This is a genomic window from Hymenobacter norwichensis DSM 15439, assembly GCF_000420705.1.
In the GTDB taxonomy this organism is placed as follows: Bacteria; Bacteroidota; Bacteroidia; order Cytophagales; family Hymenobacteraceae; genus Hymenobacter; species Hymenobacter norwichensis.
The window spans coordinates 398,837-420,174 of the sequence record NZ_ATVL01000009.1 but is presented as its reverse complement, the minus strand read 5'-3'; the positions used below and the strand labels follow the sequence as shown (position 1 = coordinate 420,174).

Genomic DNA, 21,338 nt, shown 5'->3' with positions numbered 1-21,338 from the left:
GAAGTAGTGAGGTTGACGTTCTGCTGGCCTGAATTGCGCAGCCTGAACGTTAACCTCACAATTTCACCACTTCACAATTTCACCGTCTCACTTACCTTAGTTAGCTTGCACCTTCACTTTTCGTATTCCTATGGGTCTGTTTGATTTCCTGAAAAAGAAGCCTGAAACACCGGAAACCACACCGGCTGCTCCTAACGCTGCACCTACTTCTACTCCTGCTTCCGCTGCTCCTGCTGGCCCCCGCTACAAGGGCTCCAATTATACCTTGCCGGTCGAGGAAACTGCTCCCCCAATGCCGGCTATGCCGCTCATTCCGGAGCCAGCCTACGGGCAGCCTCCCATGCCGAACTTCCCTTTCCCGCCAAGCAATATTCTGGAAGAGTTGCTGATGCGCGCCGTTAATGAGCCCAATGTACGGCCTGCTTTCTATCAGGCATTGTTGCACGAGCCGCTGATGGCCGTAACGCTGCCAAAAGAAGGCGAAGCAGGCGGCGAGATTGAAATAACGCCTGGTATGGAAATTCAGCTGCAAGTTCTCAACGACGGCAAGATTCCACTGTTCACGGCACCGGAGCGCATTTTTGAAGGTGGCATGCCCGCCGACAGCGTGGCGTTTATCCGAGTGCGCGGCCTCGACCTGCTTCAGATGGTACAGGCCACCGACTGCGTGCTGAACCCCTTCTCCCCCGCTGGCAAGCTCCTGACCTCACAGGAGATACAGGAGCTGCTGGCCAGCGACCTAACCACCCCGCCCGCCGAGGGTGCCGACCAGGTGCCCGTACAGCTAGGCCCACCCGCCGAAGCTCCAACTGCGCTACTGGACGCCCTGAGTGAATTCTGCGCCGAGCACGTATTCGTGGAAAAAGCATTTCTAGCCGAAATGCGTATTGAAAACAGTCCTGAATTGCCTCGCTTGCTGCTGGCCTTCCAGACCGAAGAACAGCAGGCCGAATTCCTGCAAGAGCTGGGGCCGGTTATTGAAGGCAAAATTGAAGGCTACCAGTTCGTAGACATGATGGTGCTCAATCCTGCTTCCGAGGAGCCTATCAACCAGTATTTCGAGCAGCAAGAGCCATTCTATCAGCGAGCAACCGCTTAGCGGAGTATTCCACTCAGTGGCTACAAACAACAAGCCCTTAACTCCAGTGAGGAGTTAAGGGCTTGTTGTTTGTACCGGATTTGAGGTTTGCAGGAAAGACGTGCTTCCATATTTCTCACTTACTGACTATGCTACTCAGTAACTACTCCCTGCCGGGCTAATAGCCGCCGAAACAGGGGACGCAGCCCGAAGTTCAGTAGCAGCGCCAGCGGCACGGAAGCTACGGCCCAAATCAGCAGTGCCCCCAGGCCGGCGTGCCACAGTAAATGGAGCGCCTCTTGCCAATCAGTGGCAAACAGGTGCTTGAGTTTCTCAAGGGTTAGTTCGGGCCCTTCGTTGCTGCCTATGAGCTTGGCACCCAGCTTCATCAGCGGGATAATCAGCAGCAACTGCACCGGGCTCATCAGGTGGCTGACAAGCAGCAAAGCCGCAACATTGAGGCGTAACCGCACCGCCGTAGCCGTGCCAAGCAAGGTGGTGATGCCCAGTATCGGCACCAAGCCAAACACTACGCCCAGGGCCACTGTCAAGGAAAGTTGCTTTGGCGTAAGGCCTTGGCGAAGAATAGTAAGCACCGGCTCGACTACACGCCGACGCCACCAGCTAGGCGGGGTGACAGGATCTACGGGCGGTGCAGGAACGGGAGCAGGTGAAGTCGACACAGGTAAGTGCTACAAACAGCGGTGGATACGGCGCGAGGGCGCTATCTTCGCAGCCTGTTTTCAATCTAGAGTTTCGTTGCGCGCACCACCTATGCGGCGCTGGCCGTTAGGCCTCATCCAACAAAGTACTACATCTACGCAAGGCTGACCACAAAAGTACACGTGCCGCACCCAACCCGTCGCCGGATTTTCCTGGACACTCTGATTTTACTGCGCCGGGCTGCCCGCGAGCTAACCGCCAACGACCCACTCCGACTAGGTGCGGCTACGGCGTTTTTCACCACGTTTGCGTTACCCCCCATCGTGCTCATCCTGATTCAGGTGCTCGGGGCCGTATACCCAACCTCAACGGTGCGGGCATTGCTATTGGCCAAGCTCTCGGGATTGTTGGGCACTTCGGCGGCCGAGTTGGTGGAGCAGATTCTGCGCAACGTAACCAATGTGCAGCGCAGCCCACTGGTTACATGGCTGGGCTTTGCGTTTCTATTGTTCATTGCTACCACGCTGTTCGTGGTTATTCAGCACTCCCTCAACCAGCTCTGGCAGATTCGGCCGCGGCGTAGTGGGGGGCGCTTCGATAAAGCACTACACGAGCGGGCTCGTTCCTTGGGCGTACTGGTAGCTACGGGCCTTTTATCTCTGCTGACTTTCCTAACCGACGCCGCCATTGCCTTTGTGGCCGACTACGTGCGCGACTTTGACAGCAACGTGGGCTACTACCTATTTCTGTTTTTCAGCCAGCTTACCTCCATTCTGATTCTGGCAGCGTGGTTTGGCGTTACGTTCCGCAACCTGAGCAGCGCGAAAGTGCCGTGGCGGGCCGTGGTGCGTGGCGCGGCCCTCACCGCCGTCCTCATCGACTTGGGCGAGTTTGTGCTAGGCCGGCTGCTGGTACCCAGCAACTTGGGGCCTATTTATGGAGCAGCTTCCAGCGTGGTACTGGTGCTGCTGTTCGTGTTCTACTCGGCCATGATTTTTTATTTCGGCGCCTGTTTCACCAAGGCCTACGCCCATTATAAGGGCATCGATATCAAGCCCAAGAAATCCGCCGTGCGCTACCGGTTGGTTGATATCGAAGACTAGCTTCGGCAAGCAAGCAAGTAACTGAACAAGTCGTTTTTGAAGGCTGTGCCAGATAAACGACTTGCTCAGCTACTTCAGTGCTCAGTTACTCTCTAAGTGGGCCTTACAGGCTTCCAAACAAGCTTTGCAGGCGGCGGCACACAGTTGGCAATGAGTGTCGTTGTGCTTGGCGCATTCGTTGTGGCAGAGCTGACATAGCTCAATACACTCACGCATGATGTGCTTGGCGTGGGGCGAGTTACGGGCTACGAAGCGGGCCGTCAGGGCGCAGATGTCGGCGCAGTCCCGGTCGAGGAGCACGCAGCCAACCATGTGCTTAACGTGCTCTTCGTGCAGGCAGGCGGTAGCACAGTTTTCGCAGGCAGCCACGCAGGCATTCAGCGCGTCGAGTACGGTTTGGTTTTGAGTTGCGGAAGGCGTGGGCTGAGTCATAGCTAGAAAAGTTAAGGTGAACAGTAAAATCTACGTGGTTGTACGCGGGCCAAGCCTATATAGTCGTGCTTGATTTCACTTAAATAGTGCACCTTTTCTGCCGGGTGGTGTTTACATTCAGCTTTCAAGTCCTTCTTTAGCATCGTATTTTTACCGAATGTTATTTGCTGCCGAACCCCTCGCTCCTACGCTCGAATCTGCTCGTCGCGTCCTCAAGAAATACTATGGTTATGATACCTTCCGGCCCATGCAGGAAGACATCATCCAGAGCATCCTGAGCGGGCGCGACACGGTGGTGCTCATGCCCACAGGCGGTGGTAAATCAGTGTGTTTTCAGGTGCCGGCCGTGGTATCGGAGGGCGTGTGTGTGGTCGTTTCGCCGCTTATTGCCCTAATGAAGGACCAGGTGGAAGCGCTGAAAGCCAACGGCATATCGGCCGAATACATCAATAGCAGCGTGAGCCAGAGTGAGCAGAATGCCATTTGCTCGGACTGCGCCAACGGCTACCTGAAGCTGCTGTACGTATCGCCGGAGAAGCTGCTTTCCCAGGGCTTCATTCAGTTTTTGCAGCGGCTACGGGTGAGCATGTTCGCCATTGATGAGGCGCACTGTATTTCGTCGTGGGGTCACGATTTCCGGCCCGAGTACACCCAACTGCGCGTGTTGCGGGAGCAGTTTCCCAACACGCCCATTATTGCCCTAACTGCCACCGCCGACCGCCTCACCCAGCGCGACATTCAGCAGCAGCTGCGCCTGCACGACCCACAGGTATTCCTGTCCAGTTTCGACCGGCCTAACCTCAACCTGATTGTGCGTCCCGGCCAGGACCGCGTAGGCGGCATCCTCGACTTTATTGAGCGCCACCCCGGCGAATCGGGCATCGTGTATTGTCTCTCGCGCAAGCAGTGCGAAACCCTCACTCAGAAGCTACAGGCCAAGGGCTTGAAAGCCGGTTTCTACCACGCCGGCATAACGCCCAATCAGCGGGCGGCCGTGCAGGAAGGCTTCTTGAAAGATGATTTACAGGTGATTGTGGCCACCATTGCCTTCGGCATGGGCATCGACAAGAGCAACGTGCGATGGGTGATGCACTACAATCTGCCCAAGAACATCGAAGGCTACTACCAGGAAATTGGCCGCGGGGGCAGAGACGGTTCGCCGGCTACGGCCGTGCTGTTCTACAGCTTCGCCGACGTGTTGCAGCTGCGCGAGATGTTAACCAAAGAGAATCCGCAGCTTACCCAGCTCAACCTCACCAAGCTGGAGCGCATGCAGCAGTTTGCCGAGGCCGCCAGCTGCCGCCGCAAGATTCTGCTCAACTACTTCGGCGAAACCCTCACCCAGGACTGCGGCAACTGCGACATCTGCCGCAACCCACCCACCACTTTCGACGGCTCTTTGATTGCCCAGAAAGCCTTGTCGGCGGTGGTGCGTATGCGTGAGCGGGCCAGCATCGGCCTGCTGATTGACGTGCTGCGCGGCATGCGCAACCAGGCCGTGCTTAGCGGCGGCTACGACCAAATTAAAACCTACGGCGCCGGCTCCGACCTCCCCTACCTCGACTGGTACAGCTACGTGCACCAGATGCTCAATGACGGCCTCTTGTACATTGCCTACGAGGAAGGCTACGCGCTGAAAATCACAGAGCTAGGCCGCGACGTATTGCAAGGGCAGCGTACACTGGCACTCAAGAAGTTTCAGCCCGCCGAGAAAGCCGAGAAGCCTAAGCGGGGCCGCAAGGCTGCGGTTTCCACTACCGCACCTGTCTCGCCGGAAGTACGGCTATTCGAGGCCCTGCGCAACCTGCGCAAGCGCATTGCCGACGAGCAGAACGTGCCGCCGTACGTTATCTTCACCGATGCCACGCTCCAGGAAATGGCCAACGAACGGCCGGTTTCGCGCGTGGCCATGCTGGGTATTTCCGGGGTAGGCATGAAGAAGTTCGAGAACTTCGGGGAAGTGTTCATTAAAGAAATCCTGGCCCACGGCGGCAACCCCGCCGCCCTCGATGACACCGACGACCTTCCTGATAGTTTCGACCCCGATGATGCCGGCCCCGCCCCAATGTCCCGCAAGCGCGAGCCCAAAACCGAAGCCGGCAGCACTATGGACACTTCCTTTCAGTTGCATCGCATGGGCCTTAGCGTAGAGGCCATTGCCGAGCGGCGTGGCCTAACAGTATCCACGGTGCAAACCCACCTTACCAACGTGTACGCCAAAGGTGGTGACCTTCGTATTGCCGACTTCTTGACTCCGAGCGACTTAGCCGAAATCCAAACCGCGCAGGCCCAGCTTGGCAACAGCCCTATGCTCCGTGATTTGTTCGACCACCTGCGCGAGAAGTACGACTACTTCAAGTTACGCCTAGCTTCCCTGTACTTCAAGAAGCTACGCGGGGAATAACTTCACCCCTGACTTCTCGCTTTTGGGGCTAGGGCTGGCTACTGAGCACCGAAAATAATTAGCAAAAATTTTCAGCTAATTGAATTAGTATTCTCGTAACGGGGTTCGTACTTTCACGAGCCGGTAACTATCTACCGTTGAAGCCTTTTTTTCGGCTCCCCTGCACCATGATTAATACGAATCTTAAATTCTGGCGGCGCGAACTGGCCCTTACGCAGGCCCAGATGGCCGAAAAACTTGGCATCAAACGCTCTTTGGTAGGCGCTTACGAAGAAGGCCGCGCCGAGCCTAAGCTGACTACTCTGGTTAACATGGCACGCCTGTTCGGCATTACGCTGGACGCATTGGTAACCACCGACTTTAGCAAAAAGAAGAATGCCAAAGCGGCTCTGCTTCAGCTTCAGCCCGCTACCACTGAGCCCACCCGGCCCGGCAGCGGTAATGGGCTGCGCATACTGGCTCTCACGGTCGATAAAGAACAAAACGAGAACATTGAGTTGGTACCCCAGAAAGCAGCAGCTGGCTACCTCAATGGCTACGCCGATCCGGAGTATTTGGAGGAGCTGCCAAAGTTCCGCCTGCCCATGTTGGGTACTGGTGGTACCTACCGCGCCTTCGAAATCAGTGGTGACTCCATGCTGCCCATTGCCAGTGGTACCGTTATTGTGGGACGCTACGTGGACGACTGGATGACGCTGAAAGATGGTACGCCCTGCATCGTGGTGAGTTCCAAGGAGGGCATCGTGTTCAAGCGGGTGTTCAACCGGCTTAAGCAGGGCGCTATGCTGGCCTTGCACTCCGATAACCCATTGTACTCGCCCTATGAAATCGACGTGGAGGATGTAGTGGAAATTTGGGAAGCTAAAGCTTATATCAGCAGCACCTTCCCTATTGCTGACCTCTCGCTGAACCGCTTGGCTAGCATCGTGCTGGACTTGCAGCAGCAGGTTTCCACCATGAAGAAGGCGTAACCTGCCTTCCGGCGCGGGCCGGATGCTTTATGTCTTTATCTCTAGAAAGCCCACTTGGTCCAGCGCTAAGTGGGCTTTTATATTATTGGCTCATCCGGCCTCGATTGATTTAGGCAAAGCGCTGCTTGCACTAACTTCCGGCCGCTCCGCTGCGTAAGCCAAACACTCAACTCCAACTGCGACTTGCTATGATCAACATAATTCCAGCCCCCGACCGTCACCATGCTGCCCCGGTAGCTTGGCTCAACAGCTACTTCCTGTTCAGCTTTGCCGACTATTACGATCCGCAAAACGTGCAGTTTGGCCCGTTGCGTGTGTTCAACGACGATACCGTGCAGGGGCAGTCGGGCTTTCCGCAGCACCCACACTCGGAAATGGAAATTGTGACCTTGGTGCTGGAGGGTGAACTGTATCATGAAGATACCATGGGCAATAAGGCGACCATCAAGCAAGGCGACGTGCAGCGCATGACGGCCGGCACCGGCTTGGCCCACACCGAGCAAAACCGCACCGATAAAGCCGTACACCTCTACCAGCTGTGGTTTCTGGCGAACCAGAAAGGTTTGGCCCCGAGCTACGAGCAGATGGACCTCAACTTCCTGGATTCGAAAAACGAGCTAGTACCGCTAGTATCGGGGCAGAAAGTGCTGGAAAACGTGGTATATGTGAATTCCAATACCACTATTTATTGGTGTAACTTGCGGGAAGATAAAACGGTTACGTTCCGGACCTTTCCCATCCGCAACACCTTCATTTACGTAAAGGAAGGTACCCTCTACCTCAATGGTATCGACCTGGGGCCCAACGACCAGGTGCGCGCTACCGACGAGCATGTGCTGGAAATCCGAGCTTCCAAGGACGCTCAATTCATCCTCATTGACTTACCCGCCAACGAGGCCAACTATTAACTGCCCGGCACTCACTTGACCGCCTTCCCTAATTCTCTGATTCCTGCAAATGAGGCTACGCGGTTGCGTACCCTACATCTTTACCAGATAGTAAATACCACTCCCGAACCCATTTTCGACGATTACGTGGCGTGGGCGGCGCAGTTATTCAATACCCCGATTTCGTTGATTTCGTTTGTGGACGAGGACCACGTATACTTCAAGGCCGTGGCTGGGGTTGAAGGTGTGCCGGGGCTTCCGCGCACGGAAAGTATGTGCTCGGCTGCCATTCTACCCGATGTGCCGGTAGTAACCTCTGATTACAAGACATCGAGCTGTGAATTGATTAAGCCCGACGTAGCACAAGCTATGGGCCTGAATTTCTATGCCGGAGCGGCTTTGCGTATGCCCGATGGGTCGCGCATTGGCATGATGGCCGTTATCGGGCGCGAAGCACGGGGCCTTTCGACCAACGAAACAACTGTGTTGAAGCAGCTAGCTGATTTAGTAAGCGAAACCGTTGAGTTGCGCTTCAATTACCTTAACACGCAGCAACCCCAAGCTTGGGAAAGCGCACAAGCCGAACTAGCGGAAACGCTTGAAGACAATACCACCCTGGCCCGCTACCTCACCAACCGTAACCAAGGCCTTAACCTCGATGACGACGAAACGCAGGAGTTGGTTTTGCGCCGCCTCAATGGAGTTGACAAGGTGTTGAAGCGAAGGATGAGTGAGGCTACAGCTAACTAGTTTTTATAAAAGCGCCTTCCTAAAAGTTGAAAAGCCAGACTGCGTAGTCTGGCTTTTCAACTTTTAGGAAGGCTTACTCACATTGCGCTTCATCATGAGAATCTATAGCTCTACAATGCGTATTTCCTGATTTATGGACATAAGAAAATCTATTAATGACTTGAATTTACGGCTGTTTCGTAAGCTGCCGTACCGTTATCACAAAAGTAGAATCCATCGGATTCAATAGAGATAAAGACTGGTGGCCAATTAGTGCTTAATCTGCTGTTACTGTCTACTCGATCAGCATCAGATAATGCCACCTCCAAAACCGAAGTAGCAGTTTCTGTTATTACAAAGTGCTGACGAAGTAATTGTAGAGCCTGTTCTTGGTCAGTAATAGAAGCACATATTTTATACTCATAGCCCATACTCTACATCGTGTACTTGCGGCCTTTGTTCTGCTCTTTCAGGTAGGCCATTAGCGGCTGGAAATACTCGACCATGGCGCGGGCCGAAAGGTCTTCGCCGGTTTTCTCCTTGAGCACAGCACGCCAGTCTTTGCTGGCACCGGGACGCATGATGTCGGCTAGGAACGTGCCCACTTCTTTGCTACCGTAGTAGTTTGTGGCGTGGGGGTCTTGCTTGAGGATTTTCTTGGCAATGTGGTCGTGCAATTGGAACAGGATGACATACGACAGCGCATAGTCGTAGTACTGCGCGGGGTCGTCGTTGATGTGGGTTTTGGTGGCGGGGTCGAGGTACTGCTCGCCGCGCGTGGTAGGCGGCACGATGCCCTGGTACCTTTTGGCTAGCTCCCACCATTTGGCGTTGAGTTGGTCGGCGGGCAACTTGTCGGCATAGAAGCTGTTTTCCCACTCGCTCATCACGCCCGAAGCAAACGGGATGAAGGTGGCGTAGTTGAGGGCTTCTTTGAGCAGCGTCTGGGTTTCGTTGGTTTGGGTTTTGGCGTCTACTAGGTTCAGGCCGGTCAAGAATGGCTTTTGGGTGGCGGCCAAGCCCATAAGGCTGCCCATGGCTTCATGGTAGGCGCGGTTGGCGCCGCCGCGCAATAGCACCGGCACCTCAGGGTTGGTATAAGTGAGGTAGTAGTAGATGTGGCCCAGTTCGTGGTGGGTGGTTTCGTACCACTCGGTGTTGCCTTCCACACTCATCAGGCTGCGCACGTCCTGGTCGAGGTTCATGTGCCAGGCTGAAGCATGGTTGTTCTTTTTGTACGTCGCGCCTTTGGGCAGCGGGTAGAGGCTGCTTTTTTCGTAGAATACCGGCGGCAACGCCGGAAAACCGAGGCTCTGATAGAACCGCTCAGCCTGCTTCACCTGCCACTCCGCGCCTTTCTTGGCCAGCACCGGGTCGAGGTTGAGGCCCTTCACTTCCACCATAGCGCTCCAATCCTGACCCCAGCGGTTGGGCAACCAGTGAGCGGGCAGGTAGTCGGGCACCTGCTTCTGATTGTACTTCTTGGCTAGCTCGTAGCGGGCGTAGGTATGCAACTCGCGGTAGAGTGGGCGAAGCTCGTCGTTGAGCTTGCGCACCAACGTCATCATTTCCTCCCGGCTCATGCCGTAGTCGGAAGCCTGATAGGTGAAGTAATCTGAGTAGCCGAGGGCCTGTACGGTTTGGTTGCGTAAGTCGCGCAGGTTCAGCAGACCATCTTTGAGCGTGGGGCCGATGGCCTTGCTGGCTTCCCACACCTGCTGGCGCCTGGCAGGGTTCTTTTCTTTACGCAGCAGTTCGTCGAGGTCGTTGGTGGTGACGGACTTACCGGCATACTTATAGTCGTAGCCGTAGAGTTTCTCGGTTTGCGCGGCTTCAGCGGCAATGCGGCGTTTCACCACATCAGCCACCGTTTGGGGGTTGTTGGCAGCGGCATAGAGGGCGGTTTGTAGCTGCTTGATTTGCAGTTCCGTGAGGTCAGCTTTGTGTTCGAGCAGCCCTTTGATGGTCACTATATTCTCGGTGCTGCCTGTGAAGGCCGCCATCCGGCCGTTGGCGCGGGCCGTGTTGCCAGCATTGCTGGTATCGCCGGCTACAATGTGCGTGTTGGAGCGCCATTCCGCCTCACTCGACTGGGTGTAGAGGCGCTGGTACTCGTTGGAGTAGTTGATCAGAAACTCCTCGGCCTGCGCGCGGTAGTCCGGCGGGGCGGGCGGGGTTGAGGCAGTGGTTTCGGGCGTAGCCGGGGCCGTAGTGACCGGCGTTTTAGTTGTAGGTGCGCAGGCTGCCAGCGTGGCAGCCGTTAGTAGAGGCAGGAAGGTTTTCTTCATGTCAACAAAGCTAGAAATACCATCGAAATAGAGCTTGACAAACTCAGGACGGCTACTTGCTATACAATAGTTAATTTAATTTGTCGGTGATATATAGCATTCAATCCAAAATATCTAATACTGACCTTTGCTGCAAAGTTTATCAAATGGCTTCTCCTATCAGTAGGAGCAGGCTTTCTACTACTGATAGCATATATGGAAATACACAGTGCTTATATTTCTATAGCTTTCACTCAATCCCGGCTACGAGGCACTTGGCTATCAAAAGACGGTGATCCAAAAAAGTATGGCAGGCTTGAATTACTTATTACACAAGACTCTGTCTATTATGGCGATAATGTCTTCGGTGATGGGCACAATAAGCCGTACTATAGGATAAAATCAGATTCTGTCCTTTCTCCCTTTACAGAAGACAACTGTAAACTTGGCGCATCAATGCAAGTCAGAAATGACTCCTTGTTTTTGATCTACCCCAAAAGGCAATACAACCAGTCTTGGCTTATTAGAAAGGCAAACGCTAGCAGGTTCGATCTGCAAGGAGATTCATATACAATGACTTTTATCAAAGTAGCTGATAATAAGATAGCTGACCACTTGTAAAGCAGCCAGCTATCTTATTTACTTCACGCCCCCTGCTGCAACAAGTGGCACTCCTTGTACTTCTTGCCGCTACCACACGGACACGGGTCATTGCGGCCGAACTTGCGGCGGCTGCGCAGAGTTTTCAGCCACTCGCGCGGGTCCACGGCAAGGCGTAGGAAACGCTTCTTCGGGTTTTGGCGGAAAGCGCGCAGTAGCAACTTGTACAGTTCAGGGTGATGCTCTTGTAGTTTCTCCGGCTTCTCGAAGAAATACTCGGTTACGACAGCGAAAAACTCGGCTTCGTTGGTAGCGGCGTAATCGTTGATTTCCGAATCACCGGCCCGGATGGCGGCTATTTCGCGTTCCATTACCTCGGCCCAGGGCTTGAGCAGCTTCGGCGGCAGCGTGGCGGCGGGCACTCCATCAATAGTACCGTCGGCGGCATCGAGCAGGTGCGCAAACTCATGGATGCCCACATTCTGGCGGTCCAGCGCGTCGCGGAAGCCTTGTTCCAGCGAGGCTTTGGAGAGGTGCATATAGCGCGAAGTCTGGAAGTTGCGGACGCTCCCAAGCAAAGTACCAGCCAGCGGAGCCGTTTCCTGGTGGGGGTCCTGTTGCTCTTGCCAAGCATCGGGCACCACCAGCACCTCGCTCAGGTTGCCATATTCCCAATCGGGAAAGCCGAAAACCGGAATAACGGCCGAAGCAGCCACCAGCAACCGGGTGGTATCGTCTACCTCGGTTTGCACGCCGGTAATGCGGGTTTGGGCTAGAAACACCTGAATCCGCTTCTCGAAGCGCTGCTTGTCGTTGGCCGTGAGCGACAAGTAGAACGCTACCCGCTCCGCTAGAATCTGCCGCCAGGTGGCCGGAAAATCCTCCGCTAAGGCCGCGGCCTTCTGGCGCGACTCGCGGGTGATGTAACGGTAGAACACGAAAACAACGGCCGCCACAAAAGCGGCAAAAAGCCAGTATTGCATGGCCCCTAAACGGTCTATCGGGCGTTTGGTTGTTGCTAGAAGTGATGAAGCCTGCGCTACAATTCACTTAAATGTTCCGCTAGCCGTTCCCGCAGTAACTCTTGCAGCACGGCATCCAGAAACTGGAACTTGTCGGGGATGCGAAGGTTGATGATGGGCTTGCCGGCCAACGCTTCTGGAAATTTCTGTTGCAGAATATCGGCATGCTTGCGCTCCATCACCAACACCACATCGGCCCAACCTAAGTGGCCGGCCGTTACGCGTACTCGCGCCCCCGGCTCAGTGCCGGCCGAACGGGCTTCATAGGTTGGGTGGTTGTCGAAAAGCAGCTCGGCAGTGAGGCTGCGCCAGCGGTTTTGGCTACAGATGAAGAGCAGTTGCGTGGCGTCGGCAGGGATACTGGGCAAAGGCTGAGGAATAATATGAGGGGCTCGATTTACGCGCTTTGTTAGGCTGAGTGGCAGTCACTGAGTAAACAGTTAGGTAGCTGAACGTCATTCCGAGCTTGGCGAGGAATCTCGCGTGCTGAGGTTGGGTTAGTAATCCTGCGTCAGCACGCGAGATGCTTCGGCTCCGCCTCTGCATGACGGTGCTAGAAGTTGGGGCGACGGCCACTTACTTGGCGATGGATGCGCTTATCCTATCGTTTTAGCCACTCGCTCCAGGAGTGCCTTGGTTTTCTTGATGCCTTCTTCTTCGCTTAGCTTTTCGCCTTCGTACTCGATGCCGACGTAGCCCTTGAAGCCGGAGGCCTTAATCATACCAAACATTTTGTTGTAATCCGTTTCCAGGCAGTTACCGGCCGCGTCAAAATCGAGCGTTTTCGCGCTGACGCCCTTGGCTACCGGCATCCATTCTTGCACGGCCTTGTACTTGTCGTACTCTTCCAGGCAGTTGCCACGGTATAAGTCGCCAGTATCGCGCCGGATGCAGAAGTTGCCGAAATCCGGCAGAATGCCCACGTTGCGGCGGCCAGCCTTCTTGATGGTAGCCAGCAGCCACTCGCCATTGGAACTGTAGCTGCCGTGGTTTTCCACTATCACGTTCAGGTTGGCTTTCTGCGCATACTCGCCCAGCTTGCTTAGGCTGTCGGCGGCAGCTTTTTGCACCTCTTCCGCCGAGCCTTTGCCAAAGGCATTCACCCGGATGGAAGCGCAACCCAAGTAGTGCGCAGCATCCACCCATTGGTAGTGGTTTTCAATGGTTTTCACTCGTTCCGCAGCATCGGGGGCACCTAGGTCGCCTTCCCCGTCAATCATAATCAGGTGGTTTTTCACGCCGTTGTCGTGGCAGCGCAGCATCAGCTCACTGAGGTACTTCTGGTCTTTGGCTTTGTCCTTGAAAAACTGATTGACATACTCGACCGCCCCGATACCGTACTGTTTGCGGGCAATTACCGGAAAATCAAGGTTACTGATTTCATTGCTGAACAAGGCTTTGTGCAGTGACCATTCAGCCAGCGAGATTTCAAAGAACGGCTTGGCCGCCATTTCCCCGGCCAGCAGCCCCGGCGCAACACTAGCCGCAGCCGTGAAGGCTACCGCATTTTTAAGAAAACAACGACGGGAAACAGACATACGGTGGGAGATTAGAAAGTGAAGAAACAGGCGTGTCGGCGCGCAGGAACAGCACCGGGCGGGCGTGAGCTTGTGTAACGTACTACCGTCAGGCAGTGCGGGTAGCGTGTCAGGCAGCTACGCACCAGCTTGCGCGCTGACGCTGACGTGCTATCCCGCCCCGAATCAAGGTATCAGTTTTTCATTTATCCCGCCTATGTTTACGCCCACGGGCGAGGCGGCATCTATCGGCAGCAAGTACGCGCGTTCTGTTTCAACCCAACGATACCGTTGTTGGGCTACCTGCTACGCTTTCTTCTGTCCTTCAAGCTATGCCCCTCCTTCTGGTTTTAGCGGCGGTATTACTGCTGCTGCTGCTGATTATCGTCTTCAAGCTCAACGCTTTTCTAGCTTTGGTAACGGTGGCTATTGCGCTAGGGCTGGCCGAGGGCATGCCCGCCAAAGTGGTGCTCAGCTCCATCCAAACCGGTATCGGCAGCATGCTCGGCTCGATAGTTATGATTCTGGGTTTCGGGGCGATGCTGGGCAGTTTGCTCATTGAAAGCGGGGCGGTGCAGCGGGTTACGTACCGGCTCATTGCCACCTTTGGTATCAAGCACATTCAGTGGGCCGTGATGCTTACCGGCTTTCTGGTGGGCTTGCCGATGTACTACATGGCCGGGTTCGTGCTCCTGATTCCGCTGGTGTTTGCGGTGGCGGCGTCCACGCGCCTGCCGCTGCTGTACGTGGGGCTGCCGCTGGTAGCGTCGCTGTCCGTGACGCACGGCTACCTTCCGCCCCACCCCGGCCCCACGGCCATTGCGGTGCTCTTCAAGGCCGATGTTTCCCTCACGCTGCTCTACGGGCTGGTCATTGCGGTACCCGCCGTCATCATTGCCGGGCCGGTTTTTTCGCGGTTCGTGAAGCGCTACAACCCCACTCCACCGCCCGGCCTGGTGCTGCCCAAAGAGTTTACTGATGCCGAAATGCCCGGTTTCGGCATCAGCCTGCTCACCGTGCTGACGCCGGTGCTGCTGATGGCCGTTGGGGTAGTGGCCTCCCTGACCTTGCCGGCTGGCTCACCGGCTCGGCAGGTTATCGAGTTTATCAGTGACCCCAACATAGCCATGCTGCTGTCGGTGGTGGTAGCCGTTCTGACGCTGGGCGTCAGGCGGGGCAAGAGCATGAAGGAAGTTATGGATTCCGTGTCGGGCTCCGTGGCGGGCATAGCCATGATTCTGCTCATCATTGGCGGCGGCGGAGCGCTCAAGCAGGTGCTAGTGGATAGCGGCGTGGGCACGTACATCGTAGCGCAGTTCAACAACTTGCACCTGTCGCCGCTGCTGATGGCGTGGCTGATTGCGGCCATTCTACGCATCTGCATCGGGTCATCGACGGTGGCCGCGCTTACGGCGGGCGGCGTGATGCTGCCCCTCATCGGCACCACTGCCGTCAAGCCGGAGCTGATGGTGCTGGCCGTGGGCGCCGGCAGCTTGGTGTGCTCCCACGTCAACGACTCTGGTTTCTGGGTGTTCAAGGAGTATTTTAACCTGACCATCCCGCAGACCCTGGCCACCTGGACGGTGATGGAAACGCTGGTTTCGGTGGTGGGCTTGGTGGGCGTATTGCTGCTGAATGCGGTGGTGTAATCGGGGTGCCGTTGCGCTTTGTGAGGCCTTATGCTACCCTTGAGCTGTAAATTATTCGTACACTGCTTCCAACAACCAGTTTCAAGAGCAACCAACGACTTATGAAGGATACCGTTTTCATTGTGATGGGCGTGTCGGGCAGCGGCAAAACTACCATTGGCCGTCTGTTGGCCGAAAAACTGGCACTAGCCTTTCACGATGCCGACGATTTCCACTCGGCAGCCAACATTGAAAAGATGGGTGCCGGCATTCCCCTCACTGACGCCGACCGCAAAGACTGGCTGGCCGCCATGGCCGACGCCATTACCAAGTGGGAAAAATCCGGCGGGGCCGTGCTGGCCTGCTCGGCACTAAAAGAAAAATATCGCCAAACCCTGCAAGGCGGCGCCCGCCACCCGCTGCAATGGGTGTATCTGGATGGCTCGCGGGAGCTGCTGCACGACCGGCTGGAAGCCCGCGAAGGCCACTACATGGGGGCTAGCATGCTCGATTCGCAGCTGGATACCCTGGAAGAACCGGCTTATGGCATCCACGTTGAACTCCAGAAAAACCAAACGCCTGATGACGTAGTGCAGGAGATTATGCACTCTTATCAGTCGGCCGCTTCCAAATAAGGCCGCGTCAGATACAGAAGACCATCGAGTTTTGCAGCTCGTCGCCATCATACAGGGTAGCCATGCCCACCTTTGTGGCATTTGGGTCGAGCAAGGCGGCTTGATGCTTGGGCGAAGTCTTGTAGGCCCGCAGAATCTGCGCTTCGATGCCGGTTAAATTGGCCGGACGCAGCCCCCGAAAACGCACGCAGTTCTCGTAGCCGTAACTAACGAATCCGTTGGCGTGCTCAAACGCGTGGCCTACTGCTGCCAGACGCTGGCGCGGGGTTGCATACTGCGGATTGTAGTGACCATGCGTGCGGTGCGTGAGGTTGTAGGTGGCTTGCAGGCGCGCCGCTAGGCAGGCCGTTTTGCTTAGCACCAATGGGGGCAGTCCGGCTTGCTGGCGGTAGAGGTTCAGGTGGCGCAACAAGGTGGGAGTGGTATCAACTTCGGCCCAGGAAGAAGGACTAGGAACGGTTGCGGCAAACGACCTGGGAGCAGCAACGTGGTGGAGGGAGGTTAAGCAAAGCAACAGCCCGGCCAAGACCGATTTCATGCGGAAAGAGCAAAAATAAATGGGAAGGGAAACGGCCGACGCCCCATGGTTGGCGGCGCCCCAAGCAGAACGCAAAACCCTAGAAAATTAGTCTGTAGCCCGGCACTACATTATTTGCAAGCACGCCCTGCTGGCACAGCTAGCAGGTGCCTCAGCAGGACGGTCATTTGAACATATGCTCGCAACACAGGAGGAACTTTTCGACCGAAATTTATTTTTAGTCGAAAAAGCAGTATCTTTGCCTTACCAATGAGCTATACCACTTCCACTCTGCCGGCCCCAGCAACCAAAGAGGATGCCCTCCGTGAAAACGTGATTGTGGCAGCGCAGCGCTTGTTTCAGCACTACGGCCTGGCCAAAGTGACGCTGGAAGACATTGCTAAGGCCATCGGCAAAGGCAAAAGCACGCTCTACTATTACTACAAGAGCAAGGAGGAAATCTTCACGGCCGTAATGGACCGTGAGATTGGGGAGGTCATGGTAGAAATGGCCAAGGCCGTGGAAGCCGCCACTACCGCCGAAGAAAAGCTGTGCGTATTCTCCCTAACCAAGCTACGCGCCCTGCGCAAAAAGCTGGCCCTGTACGGCATTGTTTGCAAGGAAGTGAACAGCCAAGCTGAATTCACGTGTGCCATGCGGCAGAGCTACATGAAGCGCGAGAGTGTGCTGCTCAGGGGCATTCTTCGCTTCGGCATCGAAACGGGTGAGCTGGGCCGGTTGAGCCCCACCGATGTAGATGCGCTGGTGTTTGTGATGCTCAGCGGTTTGCACGGGATGGAGCTGGAAATGATGGGTAACAACAACTTCGATATGTTGGAGCCAGCCGTTGGTATTCTAACCCGTTCCTTAATTCACGGGCTAAAAAGCTAATTTTTGCTGTTTTCTCGACTGATTTACCTTTTCAGTCCATTAGTTGCAAACAATACCACTTGTGCATTGTAGATATCCTTCCTACCTAGATTTTTCGACCGAAAAACCAAACCGGTCCATAAGACGCCAGTTCAGTACATAACCCGCAAGCGCGTGCAACCTGCCGCTGCTGCCGTGAACCATCCTTACGCCCTCAACCATGACACCAGATACTTCTTCGGTCGCTTTTTCCGTGTTGGACTTGGCCGCCGTTGCCCAAGGCAACACCCCGAATACCACCTTCCGCAACAGCTTGGAGCTGGCCCAACACGTTGAACGCCTCGGCTATACCCGCTTCTGGCTTTCCGAGCACCACAATATGATAGGCGTGGCCAGCTCGGCACCCACCATTCTGATGGGCTACATTGCGGGCGGTACTTCCACCCTACGGGTAGGCTCGGGCGGCATTATGCTGCCCAACCACACGCCGCTGGTAGTGGCTGAGCAGGTGGGCACCCTGGCCTCCCTCTACCCCGGCCGCATCGACCTGGGGCTGGGCCGCGCCCCCGGCTCCGACCAACTAACCGCCCAAGCCATTCGGGGTGGGCGCTTTGGCGGCGTGCAGGATTTCCCACAAGACATTCAGCAACTCCAGACCTACTTCTCCGCCACCAACAGCACCAGCAAGGTACGCGCTATTCCCGGCGAAGGCCTCGACGTTCCGATCTACGTGCTGGGTTCTAGCACCGACAGCGCCTATCTGGCCGCGGCCTTGGGCCTCCCCTACGCCTTCGCTAGCCACTTCGCACCCGCCCAGCTGCTGGCCGCCCTGAAGATATACCGCCAGAATTTCCGGCCGTCGGCCGTGCTGGCACAGCCGTACGTCATCACCTGCGTGAACGTAATAGCTGCCGACACCGACGCCCAGGCCGAGTACCTTTCTACCTCGCTGAAGCAGTTTATGATGAGCGTGGTAACTGGCCGACCAACTCAAATGCCCCCACCAGTGGATTCGATGCACACCATTTGGGGCCCAATGGAGCAGCAGGCAGTGGAACAGATGCTGGCGTACTCTTTCATTGGTGGAAAGGCCACGCTGCAAGCTGATTTGCAAGAGTTTATCGACCTCACGCAAACCAACGAAATCATGGCCATTTCCAATATCTTCAGCCATGAGGAGCGGCTGCACTCCTACCAGTTGCTGGCCGAAACGCTGCAAGAAGTAACGCGGCAGCCAGTGGCATCCTTAGTTGCGCATTAGTTCCAGTAAAATAGAAACCGTATACAAATGTATATACATTTAATGTACGTACATTTTTATGCGTATTACTGGTAGCCACACTTGGTAGTACCCGCTCCCGCCCAGCCGAGGATTACTGCAACCAAGAGTCTACAAACAAGGCCGAGCCATTTAGCTTGTGTGACCTCCCTATTTTTTCCTCACCCCATGTTGTCCCAACCTTACCTTCTCGATGCTCCTGCTGGGCTAGCCCAAAAAGTTCGGCGCATTATCAGTCAACGCAAGCACATCAACCCGCGGCGCCTGCGCTTTGCCGCAACGCTCGGCGAGTTGAATTTCGACCAGCTCGACGTCGTTGATATTATTCTGGAGCTGGAGCGCCGCTTCCACCTCACCATCCCCGACGAGGTACCTCTGCGCACCGTCGGCGACTTTGTTTCCTGCGTGGCTGCCCGGCACAGTGGCAGCCAACGGCCCGTTGCCTAACCGGCTACAACCGCAGGGTTGCCCTGCAATTTCACCAGCATCATGCCCTTCAAACACGGAGTATTCAACTCCCTGATAGTCAGCACCGCCATGTTTTCTCTGACTGCCACCCAATCCCTTTCCGAGAGCAGCGCTACGCCCGCTCTGTCTCCTTACCCAACCATCACGGCTACCCCTCCGCCCGCCCCAACCCCAGCAGACCAGTCTGGCATCGTACGCCCTATTATGGCGGGGGTTAAAGGCCACGTTCTTCAACTGTTTTTCACGCCGGGCCAGCACGTACAGGCCGGGCAGTTGCTGGCCAAAGTCAGTGAAGAAACTGCGGGTTCTTCTCGCTATATCATCTCCTTTGTGGTAGCCCCCACCGACGGCTTTATGGCCGAAACCCACCTGCAAAACGGCGACTTCCACCACGCCCACACCGTGCTAGCCTCCCTGCGCAGCGACAAACCCAAACTCCCGTCGGAATAGCCACAACTCTACACACCACTGGTAAGCAAGTAGTTGCGCCACGCTTTCAGCTATAACCCACACATTGGTAGCTGAAAGCAGCTTTCGACATCACGGTAGTAAGCAGTGGTAACGCAAACGCGGGGAGACGCATACAGTATGCATCTCCCCGCGTTTGCGTTACCACTGTTTGTCGTTACTCTACCAACGACACGCGTACTTTCTTGCCTTTCACCTTGGCCCCGAGCAGGCGCTGCAACACGTCGGGGGCCATTTGGCGCGGCACGGCCACGTAACTGTAGTAATCGAACACCTCGATGTGGCCGACTTGCTCACGCGTGACGCCGCCCACATTCACGAAGGCACCTACTAAGTCGTGGGCACTTACTTTGTCTTTCTTGCCAGCCGTGACGTGAATGGTGACGTTTTCAGGCTTGGGCGCTTTGGGTGCGGCAGGCGGCAGCTTGGGCGCCTTCATGTCGCGCCACTCGATGCTGGCGGCTACTGGCCACTTCTGCACGTGGTCTTTCTCTTTGGGAGTAGCCAGCAAGTGCGCCGTACCCTCGGCACCAGCGCGGGCGGTGCGGCCGGCGCGGTGCTGGAAGCTGTCGGCTTTGTCGGGGGCATCGTACTGCACTACGGTATCGAGCAGGGTCACGTCGAGGCCGCGGGCGGCTACGTCGGTGGCTACCAGCACTTGGCTGGAACCGTTGCGTAGCTTGAGTAGGGCTTTGTCGCGCTCAGGCTGGGGCATTTTGCCGTGCAGCACTTCGGCGGCTACCTCGCGGCCTTGCAGGAAACGCACCAGTTCGGTGCACTTGTCGCGGGTGTTGCAGAAGATGAGGGCGCGGCCGGTTTCGGGCTGGCGCAGCAGGTGCAGCAGGGCCGCTGGCTTCAGCTCAATCGGGCCGAGGTGGCCAATCAGCTTCAGGTTTTCGGGCAGCCGGTCCTCGTCCTGACCCAAATTGATAACGCGCGGCCGGGTTAGGTTCTTCCGAATCAGGTCCAGCACCTTATCTGACATCGTGGCCGAGAACAGTAACGTCTGGCGGCGGCGCGGCAGGCGCTTCACAATCTCCACCAGCTCGTCCTGGAAACCTAGTTCCAGCAGCTTATCGGCCTCATCAAGCACCAACGTTTTCAGCTGGTTCGGGATGATGGTGCGCCGCTCAAAGTGGTCGAGTAAGCGGCCTGGCGTGGCTACCACCACGTGCGGGGCCTGCTGCAAGGAGGCGGTTTCCTCGCGGAAGGCGTGGCCGCCGTAGAACGCCGCTACCCGCAGATTGGGCAGGTATTTACCAAGTTTCTTGAGGGCGTCGCGCACCTGCAAGGCCAGTTCGCGGGCGGGCACTAGCACAATCATCTGCACGGCGTCGTTCTTCACGTCCACCTGTTGCAGCAGCGCCAAGCCGTAAGCAGCGGTTTTGCCGGAGCCGGTGGGAGCCTGGCCCGCTACGTCCTGCCCATCGAGCGTGAGGGGCAGCACCTGCTCCTGCACGGGCGTAGGTGTGATGAACTGGAGTTCTTCCAGGGCTTGCAGAAGGGCTGGCGCGAGGCCAAGGTCAGCGAAAGAGGGCATGAAACAGAGAATTAGCCTGCAAAGGTACGAGGAAGCACCTCACCCTTTAGCCTACAGTGAAAAGAGAAGTACTGTTGCATGGCAATAGCAACTGCTCTGTTATTCGGCAGGGACAGAACCTTGGTAAATCTGAGGGATGAATAGTATTAATAAATATTAATATTTATGTGTTTTAATTGATATTTAATCATTAATATTTGCTAACAATTCACCAACCAGGCAGGGGTTAGTGTGTGAGGACATAGAGGAATTGCCACTGC

General features: G+C 55.9%; 20 protein-coding genes. 12 read left to right on the top strand and 8 right to left on the bottom strand.

Going from position 1 to position 21,338, the window contains the following annotated elements; all coding sequences use genetic code 11:
- Positions 1-130 precede the first annotated feature (130 nt).
- Positions 131-1,099 carry an enhanced serine sensitivity protein SseB C-terminal domain-containing protein gene (locus G536_RS0116655; protein ID WP_022824736.1) on the top strand — a complete coding sequence of 323 codons (969 nt, stop codon included), beginning with the start codon at positions 131-133 and terminating at the stop codon, positions 1,097-1,099.
- 131 nt (positions 1,100-1,230) lie between these two features.
- On the opposite strand, the gene G536_RS28415 is transcribed toward G536_RS0116655, so the two are convergent.
- Complete coding sequence (locus G536_RS28415; protein WP_022824735.1) at positions 1,231-1,761, bottom strand: DUF2062 domain-containing protein; 531 nt, start codon at positions 1,759-1,761, stop codon at positions 1,231-1,233.
- A 162-nt stretch (positions 1,762-1,923) separates the two neighbouring features.
- Between G536_RS28415 and G536_RS0116645 the strand changes: the two genes are divergently transcribed.
- Positions 1,924-2,844, top strand: a complete 921-nt coding sequence (locus tag G536_RS0116645; protein WP_022824734.1) for a YihY/virulence factor BrkB family protein — start codon at positions 1,924-1,926, stop codon at positions 2,842-2,844.
- Between the two features lie 81 nt (positions 2,845-2,925).
- Here G536_RS0116645 and G536_RS0116640 read toward each other — a convergent pair whose 3' ends face one another.
- Positions 2,926-3,276: a four-helix bundle copper-binding protein gene (locus tag G536_RS0116640; RefSeq protein WP_022824733.1), complete on the bottom strand. Its 351-nt coding sequence runs from the start codon at positions 3,274-3,276 to the stop codon at positions 2,926-2,928.
- Positions 3,277-3,433: 157 nt separating this feature from the next.
- On the opposite strand from G536_RS0116640, the gene recQ reads away from it, so the two are divergent.
- The 4 genes from recQ (at position 3,434) to G536_RS28410 (ending at position 8,288) form a co-directional block, all read left to right on the top strand.
- Positions 3,434-5,680 carry a DNA helicase RecQ gene (gene recQ, locus G536_RS0116635; protein ID WP_022824732.1) on the top strand — a complete coding sequence of 749 codons (2,247 nt, stop codon included), beginning with the start codon at positions 3,434-3,436 and terminating at the stop codon, positions 5,678-5,680.
- Between the two features lie 167 nt (positions 5,681-5,847).
- The gene (locus G536_RS0116630; RefSeq protein ID WP_022824731.1) at positions 5,848-6,651 is read left to right on the top strand and encodes a LexA family transcriptional regulator; all 804 of its coding nucleotides are present in this window, start codon (positions 5,848-5,850) and stop codon (positions 6,649-6,651) included.
- A 188-nt stretch (positions 6,652-6,839) separates the two neighbouring features.
- On the top strand, positions 6,840-7,559 hold the full coding sequence (locus G536_RS0116625) for a pirin family protein (RefSeq protein ID WP_022824730.1): 720 nt from the start codon (positions 6,840-6,842) through the stop codon (positions 7,557-7,559).
- A gap of 15 nt (positions 7,560-7,574) precedes the next feature.
- Complete coding sequence (locus tag G536_RS28410; RefSeq protein WP_022824729.1) at positions 7,575-8,288, top strand: GAF domain-containing protein; 714 nt, start codon at positions 7,575-7,577, stop codon at positions 8,286-8,288.
- 413 nt (positions 8,289-8,701) lie between these two features.
- On the opposite strand, the gene G536_RS0116615 is transcribed toward G536_RS28410, so the two are convergent.
- The 4 genes from G536_RS0116615 to G536_RS0116595 all read right to left on the bottom strand — a co-directional run bounded on the left by G536_RS0116615 (position 8,702) and on the right by G536_RS0116595 (position 13,694).
- Complete coding sequence (locus tag G536_RS0116615) at positions 8,702-10,555, bottom strand: M2 family metallopeptidase (RefSeq protein WP_022824728.1); 1,854 nt, start codon at positions 10,553-10,555, stop codon at positions 8,702-8,704.
- Positions 10,556-11,178: 623 nt separating this feature from the next.
- Complete coding sequence (locus G536_RS0116605) at positions 11,179-12,117, bottom strand: M90 family metallopeptidase (RefSeq protein WP_022824726.1); 939 nt, start codon at positions 12,115-12,117, stop codon at positions 11,179-11,181.
- A 56-nt stretch (positions 12,118-12,173) separates the two neighbouring features.
- Positions 12,174-12,524, bottom strand: coding sequence for a low molecular weight protein tyrosine phosphatase family protein (locus tag G536_RS0116600; RefSeq protein WP_022824725.1), 351 nt, complete (start codon positions 12,522-12,524; stop codon positions 12,174-12,176).
- 228 nt (positions 12,525-12,752) lie between these two features.
- Complete coding sequence (locus G536_RS0116595) at positions 12,753-13,694, bottom strand: sugar phosphate isomerase/epimerase family protein (protein WP_026880292.1); 942 nt, start codon at positions 13,692-13,694, stop codon at positions 12,753-12,755.
- A 311-nt stretch (positions 13,695-14,005) separates the two neighbouring features.
- Here G536_RS0116595 and G536_RS0116590 point away from each other — a divergent pair, with 311 nt between their 5' ends.
- Together G536_RS0116590 and G536_RS0116585 are read left to right on the top strand one after the other, a co-directional pair.
- Positions 14,006-15,322 (top strand): gluconate:H+ symporter, encoded by a 1,317-nt coding sequence (locus G536_RS0116590; protein WP_022824723.1) that lies wholly within the window; start codon positions 14,006-14,008, stop codon positions 15,320-15,322.
- Positions 15,323-15,423: 101 nt separating this feature from the next.
- The gene (locus tag G536_RS0116585) at positions 15,424-15,936 is read left to right on the top strand and encodes a gluconokinase (protein WP_022824722.1); all 513 of its coding nucleotides are present in this window, start codon (positions 15,424-15,426) and stop codon (positions 15,934-15,936) included.
- Positions 15,937-15,943: 7 nt separating this feature from the next.
- Here the strand turns inward: G536_RS0116585 and G536_RS28405 are convergent, their stop codons facing one another.
- Complete coding sequence (locus tag G536_RS28405; RefSeq protein ID WP_022824721.1) at positions 15,944-16,474, bottom strand: CAP domain-containing protein; 531 nt, start codon at positions 16,472-16,474, stop codon at positions 15,944-15,946.
- A gap of 249 nt (positions 16,475-16,723) precedes the next feature.
- Here G536_RS28405 and G536_RS0116575 point away from each other — a divergent pair, with 249 nt between their 5' ends.
- The 4 genes from G536_RS0116575 to G536_RS0116560 all read left to right on the top strand — a co-directional run bounded on the left by G536_RS0116575 (position 16,724) and on the right by G536_RS0116560 (position 19,520).
- The gene (locus G536_RS0116575) at positions 16,724-17,344 is read left to right on the top strand and encodes a TetR/AcrR family transcriptional regulator (protein WP_022824720.1); all 621 of its coding nucleotides are present in this window, start codon (positions 16,724-16,726) and stop codon (positions 17,342-17,344) included.
- A gap of 199 nt (positions 17,345-17,543) precedes the next feature.
- Positions 17,544-18,584: an LLM class flavin-dependent oxidoreductase gene (locus G536_RS0116570; RefSeq protein ID WP_022824719.1), complete on the top strand. Its 1,041-nt coding sequence runs from the start codon at positions 17,544-17,546 to the stop codon at positions 18,582-18,584.
- Positions 18,585-18,770: 186 nt separating this feature from the next.
- Complete coding sequence (locus G536_RS0116565) at positions 18,771-19,049, top strand: phosphopantetheine-binding protein (RefSeq protein ID WP_022824718.1); 279 nt, start codon at positions 18,771-18,773, stop codon at positions 19,047-19,049.
- Between the two features lie 42 nt (positions 19,050-19,091).
- Positions 19,092-19,520: a biotin/lipoyl attachment domain-containing protein gene (locus tag G536_RS0116560; RefSeq protein WP_157530695.1), complete on the top strand. Its 429-nt coding sequence runs from the start codon at positions 19,092-19,094 to the stop codon at positions 19,518-19,520.
- Positions 19,521-19,695: 175 nt separating this feature from the next.
- Here G536_RS0116560 and G536_RS0116555 read toward each other — a convergent pair whose 3' ends face one another.
- Positions 19,696-21,078, bottom strand: coding sequence for a DEAD/DEAH box helicase (locus G536_RS0116555; protein WP_022824716.1), 1,383 nt, complete (start codon positions 21,076-21,078; stop codon positions 19,696-19,698).
- Positions 21,079-21,338: the final 260 nt, after the last annotated feature.